We start from the raw sequence: 13,531 nt of genomic DNA on the forward strand, positions 1-13,531 counted from the left end.
TGCTCGAGCCCATCGGAAACATCCCGCCAGCCGAAGCCGAGGCCGCATACTACGCCCAGCTTGAGGCATTTCCGATCGCCGCGTAGGACTCAAACCAATCAGCCTCCGGCAAACCCGGGGCGGTTCAGATCTGCAAAAGAGCGAGACTGCCGTGAAGCGCTTGGCCGATCTCGTGGCGGCTATGGCACGAAGGCCTGCGTGATGGCCGACGGCGCCGGGCACGCCATCGCCTTCCGCTTGGCACCCGGACAGGCACACGAACTGCCGCACGCCGTTCCGCTCTTGGCCCATCTGCCGGGCATCCCGAAGTGGGTCGTGGCCGACCGCGGCTACACCAGTCATGCGTTCCGCCAGCACATCTGGGACATCGGCGCTCGGCCCGCCATCCCGCCGCTTCGCCACGAAGCGCCAGTTGCCTGCCCGGACTGGATCTACAACAACCGCAACCGGGTCGAACGCCTGTGGGCCCGGCTCAAGGAATGGCGCGCCGTTGCCACCCGATACGAAAAAACCGCCGCCAGCTTCCTCGGTGTCCTCTGTCTCGCCGCCGCGCTCGATTGGATCAGGCGCTAACAGGCCCTAGGCGGTGCCGAGAGGTCGAGCTTAACGTTTAGCAGCGAATTGGAGTTCTGAGAAAAGCCGGGGGCCTCCCGATTGGTCCTGACCCGTGAAACTGGTCCGGACCACTACGAGGTCAGAGGCGCTGCTCCGTAGTCGGGTCGAAGATGCTGATGCGCCGTGTGTTGACGGTGAGCGCGATGTCGCTGCCCGAGCGCGCGAAGAAGTGCGGCGGTAGGCGGGCCATCAGCGGCGTGTCGCCGTGCCGGACGGTGACCATCGTGTCGGGGCCCGTCGGCTCCACCACGTCGATCACCCCCTCAAGGTCCACCCCGCGTCCGTCGGCAAGGCCGATGTCCTCCGGTCGCACGCCGAGGATCACGGGGCGTCCAGCGGTGAACGGGGCCGCGACCACCGAAGGATCCAGCGGCAGCCGCGCGCCGTTCGGCGTCGTGAAGTACATCGCACCGTCGGCGAGCACGATCTCGCCGGGCACGAAGTTCATCGCGGGCGAGCCGATGAAGCTCGCGACGAACATGTTGACCGGCCGGTCGTAGATCTCGCGCGGCGCGGCAAGCTGCTGGATCGTGCCGCCTCGCATGACTGCGACCTTGGTGCCGAGCGTCATCGCCTCGACCTGGTCGTGGGTGACGTAGACGATGGTGGAGCCCAGCCGCTCGTGCAGGCGCTTGATCTCGGTGCGCATCTCGACGCGCAGCTTGGCGTCGAGGTTGGAGAGCGGCTCGTCGAACAGGAAGAGTTCGGGCTCGCGCACGATGGCGCGACCCATCGCGATGCGCTGGCGCTGGCCCCCCGACAGCTGGGCGGGCTTGCGGTCGAGAAGGTGATCGACCTGCAGAAGCTCGGCCGCGCGCTTCACCGCGGCCGTGCGCTCCGATGCCGGCACCCCGCGCATTTCGAGGCCGAAGCCGATGTTCCGCTCGACAGACATGGTGGGGTAGAGCGCGTAGGACTGGAACACCATGGCGATGTTGCGATCCTTCGGATGCACCTCGTTGACGCGGCGCGCGCCAATGCGGATGTCACCGCCCGTCGCCTCCTCCAGCCCGGCGATGATGCCGAGAAGGGTGGACTTGCCGCAGCCCGATGGTCCAAGGAGAACGAGGAAGCCCCCGTCTTCCAGCGCCACGTCGATGCCTTTCAGAACATCCAGCGAGCCGAAGGACTTGCGCACGCCCTCGAGGGTCAGGGTTGCCATGTCGAGATACTCCTCTCGTCAGCCCTTGACCGCGCCGGCGGTGAGCCCGTGCACCATGGTGCGCTGGACGACCGCGAAGAGCACGAGGACCGGAAGAATGCTTAAGATACCGCCTGCGGCCAGAACGCCCCAAGGCAGTTGAAATTCGCCGACCATCAGCTGGAGACCGACCGGCCACGTGCGTGAGCCCTGGCCCGACGTCAGCATCAGGGCGAACAGGAACTCGTTCCAAGCGCCGATGGCGATGAAGACGGAGCTGGCCACCAGCCCGTTGCGCGCGATGGGCATGACCACCCGCACCATGGCGCCGAGCCGTGTCGTCCCGTCGATGCGCGCGGCGCTTTCCAGCTCCTTCGGCACCGCGTCGAAGAAGCCCTTCAGCATCCAGACGAAGAGTGGCAGGAGAAAGCTCGTATAGGCGAGGGCGAGGCCGAAACGGCTGTCCACGAGACCGACGCTGCGCAGCACCACGAAGAGCGGCACCACGACCATGACGGCCGGGAACATGCGCACCACGAGATAGCCGAGCATCAGTTCGTTGCGCCCGCGGAAGGTGAAGCGGGCAAAGGCGTAGGCCGCAGGCGTGCCCGCCACGATGCAGATCAGAAGCGTGATGGCGGTGACGACCACGCTGTTGCCGATGAGCGCCGGGAAGTTCGACTGCGTCCAGATCGCGACGTAGTTCTCGAAGGTCAGGCGGCTCGGCCAGTACTGCATCGTGGTCGTGACGATGTCGGCCTCGGGCTTCAGCGAGGTTAGGAAGGTCCAGACGATCGGCCCGACGCAGAAGATCGAGAGGGCGACGAGTACGAAATAGGTCGCGCCGTTGATGAGCAGGCGCCTGCGACGGCTGGTGCTGAGCATGGCGGTCAGTCCTTGTTCACGCCTGAGATGCGGACATAGACCCAGGCGAAGACCATCAGGATGACGAACATCACGGTTGCCAACGCGCCGGCATAACCGAAGTTGAATTCCTTGTAGGCGACCTGGAAGGCATAGAGGGACAGGACCTGCGTGGCGTTGCCGGGGCCGCCGTTCGTCAGGATCAGGAGGAGGTCGGGCGAGTTGACGAGGCCGATGACGCGCAGCACCACGGCCGCTGCGATCACCGTGCGCAACATCGGCAGGGTGATGAGGCGAAGGTTCGCGATCATGCCGGCGCCGTCGACCGCCGCCGCCTTGTAGAGGTCCTGTGGGATGCCCTTCAGGCCCGCGAGCAGGAGAAGCGCGAAGAAGGGGAAGCCGTGCCAGGCCTCGACGAGGATGGCGGCGGCAAGCGCGGTGTGCGGGTCGGCGAACCACGCCTTGTAGGTCGACAGGACACCGAGGTTGACGAGCATATCGTTGACGACGCCGAGGCGCGGATCGAGGAGCAGCGCCCACATATGGCCCGCCACGACGTTGGGCAGGAAGTAGGGCAGGAGGATCAGGACGCCGAAGAGTTTGGTTCCGGGCAGGTCGCGGTTGAGCGCGACGGCGGCCACCAGCCCGAGCCCGAGTTCGATGATGGTCGCGGCCGTCACCCAGATCAGCGTGTTCCAGAAACTGATCCAGAACACCCGGTCCGACCAGATCTGGGCATAGTGCTTGAACCCGACGAAGCCGTCGAGACCGGGGCGTGTCAGGCGCATCTCGCGGAAGCTGATGAGGAAGCCGTAGATCGTGGGATAGGCGATCACCACGAGGATGAGCGTCAGGCTCGGCACGAGTAGGAGATACATCCAGAAGCGCGTCTCGGAGAGGTCTCCGATCCAGCGCAGCGGACGTCCTAGAGGCGTCTGGGCAAGCGTCATCATTGCTGCGGCACCGGAGCGCCGCCCTCCGTTCCTCGGGCGGTATGGGGTGGGGAGGAGGCCGGCGGCTGGCCGCCGGCCGCCCGCGCCGTCAGCGCATCGCGGCGTCGAGACCCTCGATCATCGCGTCCACGGCCGCTTCCGGCGTCGTCTGGCCGATCAGCACCTGCTGGAAGGTCGGGTTCACGGTGTTCTCGGTCCAGGCCGTCAGGCCGAGGAAGCGGTTCGGCAGGCGGCCGAAGCCGAGCGTCTCGATCGCGGCGGCGTAGAGCGGGTTGGACTTGATGCGCTCGTCCTCCAGCGCTGCGGCGGACGCCGGGAAGTAGCCCGTTGCTTGGAGGAGCGCGATCGCCGCGTCCGTCTGGCCCCAGAAGCTAATCCACTTCCAGGCTTCGTCCGCATGGGCGTCGTTCATGATGGCGTTGCCGGCGAACGAGGTGCGCGCGATATGCGCCTTCGGGCCGGCGGGCATCGGGGCCGTCGAAAATTGCTCGCCGGGCTTGAGGGCAGCCGAGATCTCGTTGAGCGATCCGGTGTGGTGCCAGACCATCGCGGTCTGGCCCGTGCGGAAGGCCTCCATGATCTGGCGGTAGCCGTCGTTGGGGGCGCTCGGCGGAGCGACCTTGTCCTTGACGAACAGGCTGGAATAGTAGGTCACGGCCTCGATGGCGGCCGCCCGGTCAATCGCCGGCTGGCCGTCCTCGACGATGGGCGAGCCGAAGGCCTCCATCACGTCGATCACGTACTTGAAGGCGCCCGCGCCGCCGCGCAGGCCGAAGCCGTAGCGGCCCTTGGAGGGGTCGGTCAGCTTCTTCGCCGTTTCCAGGAACTCGACGTAGTTCTTCGGGGGCGCGGAGATGCCGGCCTCCTCGAAATAGTCCGTCCGGTAGTACATCCAGTCGACGAAGGCGTAGGCGGGAACGGCGTAGATCTTCTCGCCCTCCCTCATCGCCTCCCAGCGATTGTCGGGAAAGTTCTTCTGGAGGTCCCAGGCGTCGACGCGCGCACGGATGTCGACGAGCCCGTCCATGGCGAGGATGTCGGGGAAGCGATCGGCGATCACCATCGCGGTGTCGGGGCGCGAGCCCGAGAGGATCGCGGCCGAGATCTTGGCCATGTAGTCCGACTGCGGGATGTTCTCCTGGCGCACGGCAAAGCCGGGCGAGGTCGCCTCGAACAGCTTGATGACCGCCTCGAGACCGGCGAACTCGCTCTGGCTGGTGAAGTGGTGCCAGTAGCTGATCGCGTCCGCGGCCTGGGCGGACGTGAGGGACAGGCGCCCCACGAGTGTCGAGACCGCGAGTCCTGCTAGAACCTCGCGCCGATTGATCGTCATATCCCGTTCCTCCCGAACGCAGTCGCATCAACTGATAGATCAATTGATGGTCTTGATATTTCAATTTTGCCGGCTGTGCAAGGGCGGATCCCATCGGTTCTTTTCGGCCCGGCCGCCCGGGCAGCCGTCAGGAGATGCGCATGTAGCGTTGCAGTGCCGCGCCGAAGTGGCGCTCCAGAGCGTCTTCCGCCGCGTCCGGGTCGCGCGCGCGGCAGGCTTCGAGAATCTCGATGTGCTCGCGCAGGGTGCGGTTGACGATGGGGATCGTCATCCGGCGCTCCAGACGCAGAAGGCGAAGATAGTTGTGCATCCGCCGATAGGTGTTCTCGACGAGGGTGTTGCCGAGGATCGCGACCACCGCGTTGTGCAGGGCATGCTCCAGTTCGTCGAGCGTTTTCATGGTCTTGTCCTCGAGGCTTTGCTCGGGGACACGGGCTTGCAGGTCTAGGTGGCGCGCCAGGAGATCCGTCATCAGCGCCTCGTCCCCCTCGTCGGCGAAGAGGCGCACGGCGCTGCGCTCGATGATGAGGCGGAACTGGTAGGTCGCCCGCGTCAGCTCGATGCCGGGCCGCACGAACTCGATGCCGGAGCGCGGGTGGATCCGCAGGATGCCCTCCGTCTCGAGGATTCGCAGCGCGTCGCGCAACGGGGCGACGGGAATGTCGAGGAGTTCGCAAAGCTCGCCCTGAGAGACGAAGCCGCCGGCCGGGACCTTCCGGTCGAAAAGCGCCTCGAGAATCCTCTCGTAGGCCACGTCGCTGAGGCGCGGCTTTGCGATTTCCGCAGTGGGTTGCTTCCTGACAGCCACTTGCCGCCCCCTCCTCGTTGATATACTAACACGGCAATCTGATAGATCAGATGACCGTATTGATGACGCTGGAGGCAGCGATGACGATTGTCAACTTCCGGATCACGCGCTTCCAGTTCGCCCGCGACCGGGTCGTGGGCGACAGCCAGGTGCGGACCACCGAGGCCAACATCGCCGCGCTGGAGCTGATCTCCGACACCGGCCAGGTCGGGCTCGGCTTCATGCAGATCCTGTTTTCCGTCGTGCCGGACCAAGTCGAGATCGAGCGCTCCTTCGCGCACGAGGTCTGGCCGAGCCTGGAAGGCCAGCGGGCGATCGCGCTGGTACATCGTGTCTCGCGCCCGCGCGGCGGCAACCAGCGTTCCTCCACCCTGCCTTTCCACGAGGCGGTTCAGGTCGCGCTGTGGGATCTCGCGGCCAAGGAGGTCGGCCTGCCGCTGCACAGGATGCTCGGCAGCCGGCGCGACCGGGTGAAATGCTACGCGAGCGGCCTCGACTTCCACCTCAGCGACGAGCATTTCACCGCGCTCTTCGCGCAGGCGGTCGAGCAGGGCTACCGCGCCTTCAAGATCAAGGTCGGCCATGAGGACTTCGAGCGCGACCTCCATCGGCTCGACCTCCTGCGCGGCGTCGTGCCCGCCGGCTCGCAGGTGATGATCGATCCCAACGAGGCGTGGAACGCCAAGGAGGCCATCGTCAAGCTGGAGGCGATCCGGCGCGCGGGCCACGACCTCCTCTGGGTCGAGGACCCGATCCTGCGCGACGACTACGACGGGCTGCGGATGCTGCGCCGCTCGGTCACCTGGACGCAGATCAACTCGGGCGAATATCTCGACCTCAACGGCAAGCGTCTCCTGCTCGGCGCCAACGGGGCCGATCTCCTCAACGTCCATGGCCAGGTCACGGACGTCATGCATATCGGCTGGCTGGCGGCGGCCGTCGGCGTGCCGGTGAGCCTCGGCAACACCTTCCTGGAAGTCGGCGTCCACATGGCCGCGGCCCTGCCGGAAGTGGAATGGGTCGAATTCTCCTTCCAGAACTTCGAGCATCTGGTGGATGAGCCGATCGCCATCCAGGACGGCTACATCATCGCTCCCGACCGTCCGGGCCATGGCCTGACCTTGAGCGAAAGCGCGCGGGCGGAGTGGGCCCGGCCGCATGTCCTGACGCCCGACCAGATTGGCCCCGCGCCCGCCAACCAGCGGCTTCGCACATTCGCCTGAGCCCACGCTGCTGCACCCCGCTCTTCAGACAGGACGCCTCATGAACCCCTTCGATCTTGGCGGCCGCACGGCTGTCGTCACCGGTGCCAACACGGGGCTCGGCCAAAGCATCGCGCTGGCGCTGGCCGAGGCCGGCGCCACGATCGTCGCCGTCGGGCGCTCGGCCATGGACGAAACGCGGGCGGGCGTCGAAGCGGCTGGCGTCTCGTTCCACGAGATCCGCGCCGACCTGTCGACGACCGAGCCCCTCAAGGGCATCGTCGAGGAGACGATCCTCACCTGCGGCGCGCTCGACATCCTCGTCAACAACGCCGGCATCATCCGCCGCGCCGACGCGGTCGACTTCACGGAGGAAGACTGGGACGCGGTGATCGACACCAACCTCAAGTCCGCCTTCTTCCTCTCGCAGGCCGCAGGCAAGCACATGCTGGAGCGCGGCCGGGGCAAGATCATCAACATCGCCTCGCTCCTGTCCTTCCAGGGTGGCATCCGCATCCCGTCCTACACCGCCTCCAAGAGCGGGCTGGCGGGACTGACGAGGCTCCTGGCTTGCGAATGGGCGGCACGCGGGGTCAACGTCAACGCGATCGCGCCCGGCTACTTCGTCACCAACAACACGCAGGCCCTGCGCGAGGACCCCGACCGCTCCGCTGCGATCCTGTCGCGCATTCCGGCGGGGCGCTGGGGCCAGCCGTCCGACATCGGCGGGGCGGCGGTGTTCCTTGCCTCCTCCGCCTCCGACTACGTGCACGGCATCGTGCTGGCGGTGGACGGCGGCTGGCTGGCGCGCTGAGCCGCGACGAACCCTTTTCCCCTCACGACGGGACGATCATCCATGAGAGCGGCCTTCTACACCGGCAACCGCACCTTCGACCTGCGCGACGTGCCCGTAGCCGAGCCGGCCCCCGGCGAGGTGCGCGTGCGCGTCGCCTACAACGGGATCTGCGGCACCGACATGCATGCCTATCACGGCGCAATGGACAAGCGGATCGGCTTCAACCGGGTCATCGGCCACGAAATGTCGGGAACGGTCAGCGCGCTGGGCGAGGGCGTGTCGGGACTCGCGTCGGGCCAGCCCGTCGTCGTGCGCCCGCTGAAGCCCTGCGGCGCCTGCCCCGCCTGCGCGGCGGGCCATTCCCATATCTGCCACAACCTCAAGTTCCTCGGCCTCGATACCGACGGCGCGCTGCAGGAGGAGTGGTGCGTGCCGGCCTATGCCGTGCATCGGCTGCCCGACGGCGTGCGCCTCGATCACGCCGCGCTCTGCGAGCCGGTGGCCGTCGCCTGCCACGACGTGCGCATGGGCCGCGTGAAGGCCGGCGAGGACGTTCTGGTGATCGGTGCCGGCCCGATCGGCGTCCTGATCGCCATGGTCGCGCGCAGCCAGGGGGCCAAGGTCACGATCAGCGAGATCAATCCGCATCGCCTCGCCGCGGTGGAGGCGATGGGCTTTCCGACGCTCGACCCCACGAAGGTGGACGTCGCCGCTGCGATCACGGAAGCGACCGGGGGCAAGGGGGCCGACGTCGTGTTCGAGGTCTCGGGCACGCAGGCCGGAACCAATCTGATGACGGAGGCCGCGGCCACGCGCGGGCGCATCGTCATGGTCGCGATCCACACCAGGAAACCCGAGGTCGATCTCTTCCGCTTCTTCTGGCGCGAGCTCGAACTGATCGGCGTGCGCGTCTACGAGCCGGAGGATTTCGACCGTGCGATCGAGCTGATCGCATCGGGCGGCATCGACTGCGAGCGCATGATCACGGACGTGCGCGACCTCGGAGAGGTCGCCTCCGCCTTTGCCGCACTCGACGCCGGTGGCCCCTCGATGAAAAGCCTGATTCGTGTTGCCGGCTGAGGCGGCCTTACCTGCGGTTTGAATTACCCAGTCATACGCAGGCCGCCATGCAGTGCGGTTCCTCAAGCACGATCCACCCACACGTTCGCTTCGACCGCTAGGCGGCTTCCTCGTGCCCGGGTTGCGGATTTCGAGTGGGCGTCGAGAGCTATGGACCGGCGTAGACTGGTCGAAAGCGGATCGACCGCTTCCAAGCGTCCGCTTCCCCATCGGTCGTCAGCGCGACCGTGTGATTTCCGGACAGTTCGCTAACTGGCTCGCCCGGCGAAATGCTGTCGTTCGATGCGCCGCGCGAGGCTGAACGCGGTGACGCGAAAGCCGGACTGCCTTGGACACGATAGGCCCCGCCTACGAGCGTCGGGGTCGACAGTGATCCGATGGAAGGTCCGGCGCTTTGGCGCCGATGCTTTCCGCGAACCGACGGCTACGCGGTTTTCGCGCTCGTGACGAAGGCGAGGAACACGTTGCCGAAGCGGGGTGCGTCCGTCAGTACGATGCGCTCGCCCTCGTCACGGCAGGCCTCGTGTTCCAGGAACGACTTGACGCGGGCGAGATCGGGCGCGGCGATCTCCATGGCGAGATAGCAGGGGCCGAGGTCGCCAGCGATCTCGGGCGGGATGGGTCCGTAGCGCTTCGCCGCCGCCGCGCGGTCGAGGACAGTGAAGACACCATTGTCGGTTTGGGCACCGAATCCGTCGGCCGTCTCGAACAGGGCCGTTTTGCCGTAGAGGGCGGCGAGACGGGCGCGCACGCGGGGCCAGTCCTCGCGCTCGGCCAGGATGGCGACCCCCGCATAGCCCGTGCAGCCGTTGGGGTGGTCCATCCAAGCCGGAACCTCCACGAGATCGCGGCGGTGCTGCTGGCATGCGAAGTTCGACAGGCGGGGGAGGTCGTCCGACGCGAGGATCTTCAAGGTCGTCGCGGTGCGATCGGCCTGCCCGTCCGGCAGCGTCACGTCGCGCCCGAACGCGATCGTGCCCTGGCAGGCGACCCCACGCGCCGAAAGGGTCGCGACATCCTTTTCCGCGTCGTCGCTGTGGAGCGCGCAGAGGGAGATGCCCTCGCGGGCCTTCAGATCGTCGCGAACCGCGCGGCCGAAGCTGAAGCCTTCGAGCGCCTTCTCGTCGATCAGGGTCTCGTCGTAGACGCCCATCAGCTCGATCAGGCAGTCGCGAAAGATCGCCAGCGACGTGCTCGTGCCCCACGGATGGCGGCCGACCGGCGTCATGCGGAAGCCGAGGGCCGCGTAGCGCTCGCGCATCGTGTCGATGTCGCGCACCGCGATGAGCGGGTGGTCGATGCCGAGGACATTGGCCATGTCGCTTGTCGCCCCGTAAGGTCAGATGCCGCTGAAGGAAGTGGCGCTGCGCACGCGCTCGCGGGCGGGCACACCGGCGACCGTCGCGTTCGCGGGCACGCTTTTCGTGACCACCGCGCCCGCTGCCACCACCGCGTTCTCGCCGATGTCGATGTCGCCCAGAAGTATGGCGCCGGCACCGATCGTGCAGCCGCGCCGGAGGCGCGGGTGGCGCGTTGGCCCGAGATCCTTGAGGTCGGTGCCGAGCGTGACGCCGTGCCAGATCGACACGTCGTCCTCGATCAGCCCCGTGCTGCCGGCGACGAAGCCGAGCCCATGGTCGAGCCAAAGCCTGCGGCCCATCGGCACGGCGGGGTGGATGTCGTGGTTGAAGGCACGCGCGAACTGGACTTTCAACGCGAGCGCCAGGTCGCGGCGGCCCTGCCGCCAGAGTGCGTGTGCGGCGCGGTGTCCGACCAGCGCCTGCAATCCGTTGCCGAAGAGAAGCGCGCCGACCCCGCCATTGGGATCGTTGTCCTTGCGGCCGGTGGTCTCGATGTCGGATAGGGCCGCCGAGAGTGCGTCATGGTCCGAAGCGAAGACTTCGAGACAGAGAGCGCGGGCTTGGGCGCGGCGGGCTGGATCGGCGATCGCCGCGCCGAGCACCGCGGACAGGAGATGCGCGTCGTCTTCGGCATCCTCCGCCCGAAGACCGTAGACGGCACAGAGCGTTGGGTCGCACTCCAGAAACGCGCGTGCGGCCTGCGCGAGGGTATGGGCAGCGGGGAAGGGGAGATGGGGACCGTCATCGTCATCGGGCTCCTTCGACGTGCACCCCGTTGCATCGATCCCGCTCGGGACGTGCCCGCCGTTCTAGCGGCGGGACATCGTCGCTGCCAGGGGGACGGACCGAAGCCGGTCCGCCCGTCGCATCTCGGTCAGTCTGCGGAGTAGCCGAAGGCCACGGCCGGATCGGCCGCGGTTTCGACCCAGACGCTCTTGGTCGCCGTGTAGGCCAAGAGGCCCTCGCGGCCGCTGGAGCGGCCGTAGCCGCTGCGCCCGAAGCCGCCGAAGGGCGACATGACGTTGATGGTCTTGTAGCCGTTGATCCAGAACGTGCCGGCGCGCACGCCGTGGGCGACGCGGTGCGCGCGACCGACATCGCGGGTCCAGACGGCGCCTGCCAATCCGTAGACGGTGCCGTTGGCCAGCCGGATCGCTTCGTCCTCGTCCTCGAAAGGCGTCACCGCCACCACCGGGCCGAACACTTCCTGCTGCGCGATTTCCTGGGTGGGCTTCACGCCGTCGAGGATCGTCGGCGCGTAGAAATAACCGCCGGAGTCCTCGAGGTCCGCCGGCTTGGCACCGCCGAGCGCGAGTTCGGCGCCGTCGCCGAGGCTCCGGCGCACCATCTCGTCGATCTTCGACCATTGGCGCAGGTTGTTGATCGGACCGATCTGGGTCGTCTCGTTCAAGGGTGAGCCGACCGGGATGCGGCTCGTGGCGCGCGCGAACTTCTCCACGAACTCGGCATGGATCGAGCGGTGGACGAGAAGGCGCGAACCCGCGACGCAGCTCTGGCCGGCGCCCCCGAAGATCGCGGACTGGGCGCCGAGGATGGCGCGGTCGAGATCGGCGTCGGGGAAGACGATGTTGCCCGACTTGCCGCCGAGCTCCAGGATGCAGGGCACGATGTTGCGCGCGGCCGATTGCGCGATGGCCGAGCCAGCGCCCTCCGAGCCGACGAAGACGACGAGGGCGGTCTTGTCGTGCGAGATCGCGGCCTGACCCGTCGTGGTTCCGCCGCCGGCGAGCACGTTGACGAGACCCTTGGGCGCGCCCGCGCGCTCGCACAGGACCCCGAGGACGAGGGTGGCCAGCGGGGTCAGTTCCGACGGCTTGATGACGACGCCGTTGCCGGCCGCGATCGCCGGGGCGATCTGCCAGCCGCCGGTGAAGAGCGGCGCGTTCCAGGGGGTGATCTGGACCACGACGCCGAGCGGATCGTGGCGGGTGTAGTTGAGATGCGAGGAGGGGACGGGAATGACCTCGCCGTGCAGCTTGTCGCACCAGCCGCCGTAATAGTCGAACATGTCTGCGACGCGGCCCGCCTCGCCGCGCACGTCGCGGATCGGACGGCCGGCCGAGCGGCATTCGAGTTCGGCGATCGCCTCCTCGTTCTGGCGGATCAGGCGAGCGATCTCGAACATGACGCGGCCGCGCGCCGAAGCGGTCATCGCAGCCCACGCGCGCTGCGCCTTCTCGGCCGCCGCCATCGCCGCGTCTACCACCGGGGCGCCCGCGTCGCGGAAGCTGGCGAAGACCCGGCCCGTCGCCGGGTCGGTGAGGTCGAGCGTCTCGCCGGTGCCGGCCAAGACCGCGCCGCCCACAAAGCTGCCGATTTCCGAGCCGGGCAGGAAGGCGCCGAGAAGCTCGCGGATGCGCGCGGAAGGATCGACGTGGAAGGCGATGTCACCCATGGGAGGCACCCTTTGCGGCTGGCGTTTCGTTCGGGTCCTTGAAGGCACCCATGCGGGTGAAGTCGTCGCGGTCGGAGACCGTGTCGCCGCTTTCGGCCCAGAGGCGCGCGGCCTCCGTGGTCAGCGGGAGGGAGACACCGCTCTCAGCCGCCAGCGCCTGGGCGAGGCGTACGTCCTTGCGCATCAGCCCGGCGGTGAAGCCGCTGTCGAAGCGCTCGGACATGATCCACGTGGGAAAGTGGACGTCGCTGAGGAAGGACTTGCCCGAGGCGGCGTTGAGGACGCGCAGCACCGCGTCCGGGCTGACGCCGGCGGCGGCGGCGAGCTTCAGCCCTTCCGCCGTCGTGATCATATGGGCCGCGACGAGGAGGTTGTTGACGAGCTTGGCGACGTTGCCGGCCCCGCTCGGGCCGACATGCAGGATCTTGGTTGCCATGGCTTCGATCACCGGACGGGCGAGGGCGAAGTCCGCCTCCTCGCCGCCGATCATCATGGCGAGGCTGCCCGATGCCGCGCCCGCCGGGCCGCCGCTCACCGGCGCGTCGAGGAAGCCGTGCCCGGCCTGCCCAAGGCGTCGCGCCAGGTCGCGGCTGACCTCGGGTTCCGAAGTGGAGGTGTCGACGATGACGACGCGCCCGCCCGTGGCCGACCCGATGCGCGCGAAATGCTCGTCCACGACGCCCGCCACGTCCTTGGCGGTGGGCAGCGAGAAGACGACGAACTCCGCCCGTGCCAGGGCGTCGCCGAGCGCCGCCGCGGGTTCGACGCCCCCGGCCGCCGCCTCGTCGAGGCGCGCCTGCGAGAGATCGAAGCCGAGGGTGCGGAAACCCTTCGACGCGAGCGTCTTCGCCATGCCGACGCCCATGGCCCCGAGGCCGACCACGGCCACCGTCGTTGGGTTCGCTTCACTCATGCCGGCATCCTCGTGGATCGTGGGTGCGGAGAACGCTCGCGGCTCCCGG

General features: G+C 67.7%; 12 protein-coding genes and 1 pseudogene. 4 read left to right on the forward strand and 9 right to left on the reverse strand.

The window, feature by feature from the left end; genetic code table 11:
* Nucleotides 1–129 precede the first annotated feature (129 nt).
* Nucleotides 130–573: pseudogene (locus tag D3218_RS18720) on the forward strand (IS5 family transposase); the annotation flags it as partial.
* A 121-nt stretch (nucleotides 574–694) separates the two neighbouring features.
* Here the strand turns inward: D3218_RS18720 and D3218_RS18725 are convergent.
* The 5 genes from D3218_RS18725 to D3218_RS18745 form a co-directional block, all read right to left on the reverse strand.
* Nucleotides 695–1,777: an ABC transporter ATP-binding protein gene (locus tag D3218_RS18725; RefSeq protein ID WP_119541606.1), complete on the reverse strand. Its 1,083-nt coding sequence runs from the start codon at nucleotides 1,775–1,777 to the stop codon at nucleotides 695–697.
* An 18-nt stretch (nucleotides 1,778–1,795) separates the two neighbouring features.
* Nucleotides 1,796–2,641 carry a carbohydrate ABC transporter permease gene (locus D3218_RS18730; RefSeq protein WP_119541607.1) on the reverse strand — a complete coding sequence of 282 codons (846 nt, stop codon included), beginning with the start codon at nucleotides 2,639–2,641 and terminating at the stop codon, nucleotides 1,796–1,798.
* A 5-nt stretch (nucleotides 2,642–2,646) separates the two neighbouring features.
* On the reverse strand, nucleotides 2,647–3,573 hold the full coding sequence (locus D3218_RS18735; protein ID WP_245415121.1) for a carbohydrate ABC transporter permease: 927 nt from the start codon (nucleotides 3,571–3,573) through the stop codon (nucleotides 2,647–2,649).
* An 88-nt stretch (nucleotides 3,574–3,661) separates the two neighbouring features.
* Nucleotides 3,662–4,906, reverse strand: coding sequence for an ABC transporter substrate-binding protein (locus D3218_RS18740; protein ID WP_119541608.1), 1,245 nt, complete (start codon nucleotides 4,904–4,906; stop codon nucleotides 3,662–3,664).
* Nucleotides 4,907–5,033: 127 nt separating this feature from the next.
* On the reverse strand, nucleotides 5,034–5,714 hold the full coding sequence (locus D3218_RS18745) for a GntR family transcriptional regulator (protein WP_119541609.1): 681 nt from the start codon (nucleotides 5,712–5,714) through the stop codon (nucleotides 5,034–5,036).
* An 80-nt stretch (nucleotides 5,715–5,794) separates the two neighbouring features.
* Here D3218_RS18745 and D3218_RS18750 point away from each other — a divergent pair, with 80 nt between their 5' ends.
* Genes D3218_RS18750 through D3218_RS18760 form a run of 3 tightly spaced genes read left to right on the forward strand, consistent with a single transcriptional unit; the run spans nucleotide 5,795 to nucleotide 8,792 of the window.
* The gene (locus D3218_RS18750) at nucleotides 5,795–6,937 is read left to right on the forward strand and encodes a mandelate racemase/muconate lactonizing enzyme family protein (protein WP_119541610.1); all 1,143 of its coding nucleotides are present in this window, start codon (nucleotides 5,795–5,797) and stop codon (nucleotides 6,935–6,937) included.
* Nucleotides 6,938–6,977: 40 nt separating this feature from the next.
* Nucleotides 6,978–7,730, forward strand: a complete 753-nt coding sequence (kduD, locus tag D3218_RS18755) for a 2-dehydro-3-deoxy-D-gluconate 5-dehydrogenase KduD (protein ID WP_119541611.1) — start codon at nucleotides 6,978–6,980, stop codon at nucleotides 7,728–7,730.
* A gap of 42 nt (nucleotides 7,731–7,772) precedes the next feature.
* Nucleotides 7,773–8,792 carry a zinc-dependent alcohol dehydrogenase gene (locus D3218_RS18760; protein ID WP_119541612.1) on the forward strand — a complete coding sequence of 340 codons (1,020 nt, stop codon included), beginning with the start codon at nucleotides 7,773–7,775 and terminating at the stop codon, nucleotides 8,790–8,792.
* Nucleotides 8,793–9,216: 424 nt separating this feature from the next.
* On the opposite strand, the gene D3218_RS18765 is transcribed toward D3218_RS18760, so the two are convergent.
* The 4 genes from D3218_RS18765 to D3218_RS18780 all read right to left on the reverse strand — a co-directional run bounded on the left by D3218_RS18765 (nucleotide 9,217) and on the right by D3218_RS18780 (nucleotide 13,482).
* Complete coding sequence (locus D3218_RS18765; protein ID WP_119541613.1) at nucleotides 9,217–10,110, reverse strand: VOC family protein; 894 nt, start codon at nucleotides 10,108–10,110, stop codon at nucleotides 9,217–9,219.
* 21 nt (nucleotides 10,111–10,131) lie between these two features.
* Nucleotides 10,132–10,755, reverse strand: coding sequence for a serine O-acetyltransferase (locus D3218_RS20275; RefSeq protein WP_119541614.1), 624 nt, complete (start codon nucleotides 10,753–10,755; stop codon nucleotides 10,132–10,134).
* A 272-nt stretch (nucleotides 10,756–11,027) separates the two neighbouring features.
* Nucleotides 11,028–12,569, reverse strand: coding sequence for an aldehyde dehydrogenase family protein (locus D3218_RS18775; protein ID WP_119541615.1), 1,542 nt, complete (start codon nucleotides 12,567–12,569; stop codon nucleotides 11,028–11,030).
* Nucleotides 12,562–13,482 carry an NAD(P)-dependent oxidoreductase gene (locus D3218_RS18780; RefSeq protein WP_119541616.1) on the reverse strand — a complete coding sequence of 307 codons (921 nt, stop codon included), beginning with the start codon at nucleotides 13,480–13,482 and terminating at the stop codon, nucleotides 12,562–12,564. Before D3218_RS18780 ends, D3218_RS18775 begins: the two co-directional genes overlap by 8 nt.
* Nucleotides 13,483–13,531: the final 49 nt, after the last annotated feature.

Origin of the sequence: Aureimonas flava, from assembly GCF_003583935.1 — a bacterium.
Classification (GTDB): Bacteria; Pseudomonadota; Alphaproteobacteria; order Rhizobiales; family Rhizobiaceae; genus Aureimonas; species Aureimonas flava.

Bases quoted from the DNA above. Each gene is read 5' to 3' on its own strand.
- D3218_RS18760 (WP_119541612.1), top strand. From the start codon at position 7,773: ATGAGAGCGGCCTTCTACACCGGCAACCGCACCTTCGACCTGCGCGAC.
- D3218_RS18730 (WP_119541607.1), bottom strand. From the start codon at position 2,641: ATGCTCAGCACCAGCCGTCGCAGGCGCCTGCTCATCAACGGCGCGACC.
- D3218_RS18740 (WP_119541608.1), bottom strand. From the start codon at position 4,906: ATGACGATCAATCGGCGCGAGGTTCTAGCAGGACTCGCGGTCTCGACA.
- D3218_RS18735 (WP_245415121.1), bottom strand. From the start codon at position 3,573: ATGATGACGCTTGCCCAGACGCCTCTAGGACGTCCGCTGCGCTGGATC.
- D3218_RS18765 (WP_119541613.1), bottom strand. From the start codon at position 10,110: ATGGCCAATGTCCTCGGCATCGACCACCCGCTCATCGCGGTGCGCGAC.
- D3218_RS18775 (WP_119541615.1), bottom strand. From the start codon at position 12,569: ATGGGTGACATCGCCTTCCACGTCGATCCTTCCGCGCGCATCCGCGAG.
- D3218_RS18750 (WP_119541610.1), top strand. From the start codon at position 5,795: ATGACGATTGTCAACTTCCGGATCACGCGCTTCCAGTTCGCCCGCGAC.
- D3218_RS18725 (WP_119541606.1), bottom strand. From the start codon at position 1,777: ATGGCAACCCTGACCCTCGAGGGCGTGCGCAAGTCCTTCGGCTCGCTG.
- kduD (WP_119541611.1), top strand. From the start codon at position 6,978: ATGAACCCCTTCGATCTTGGCGGCCGCACGGCTGTCGTCACCGGTGCC.
- D3218_RS18780 (WP_119541616.1), bottom strand. From the start codon at position 13,482: ATGAGTGAAGCGAACCCAACGACGGTGGCCGTGGTCGGCCTCGGGGCC.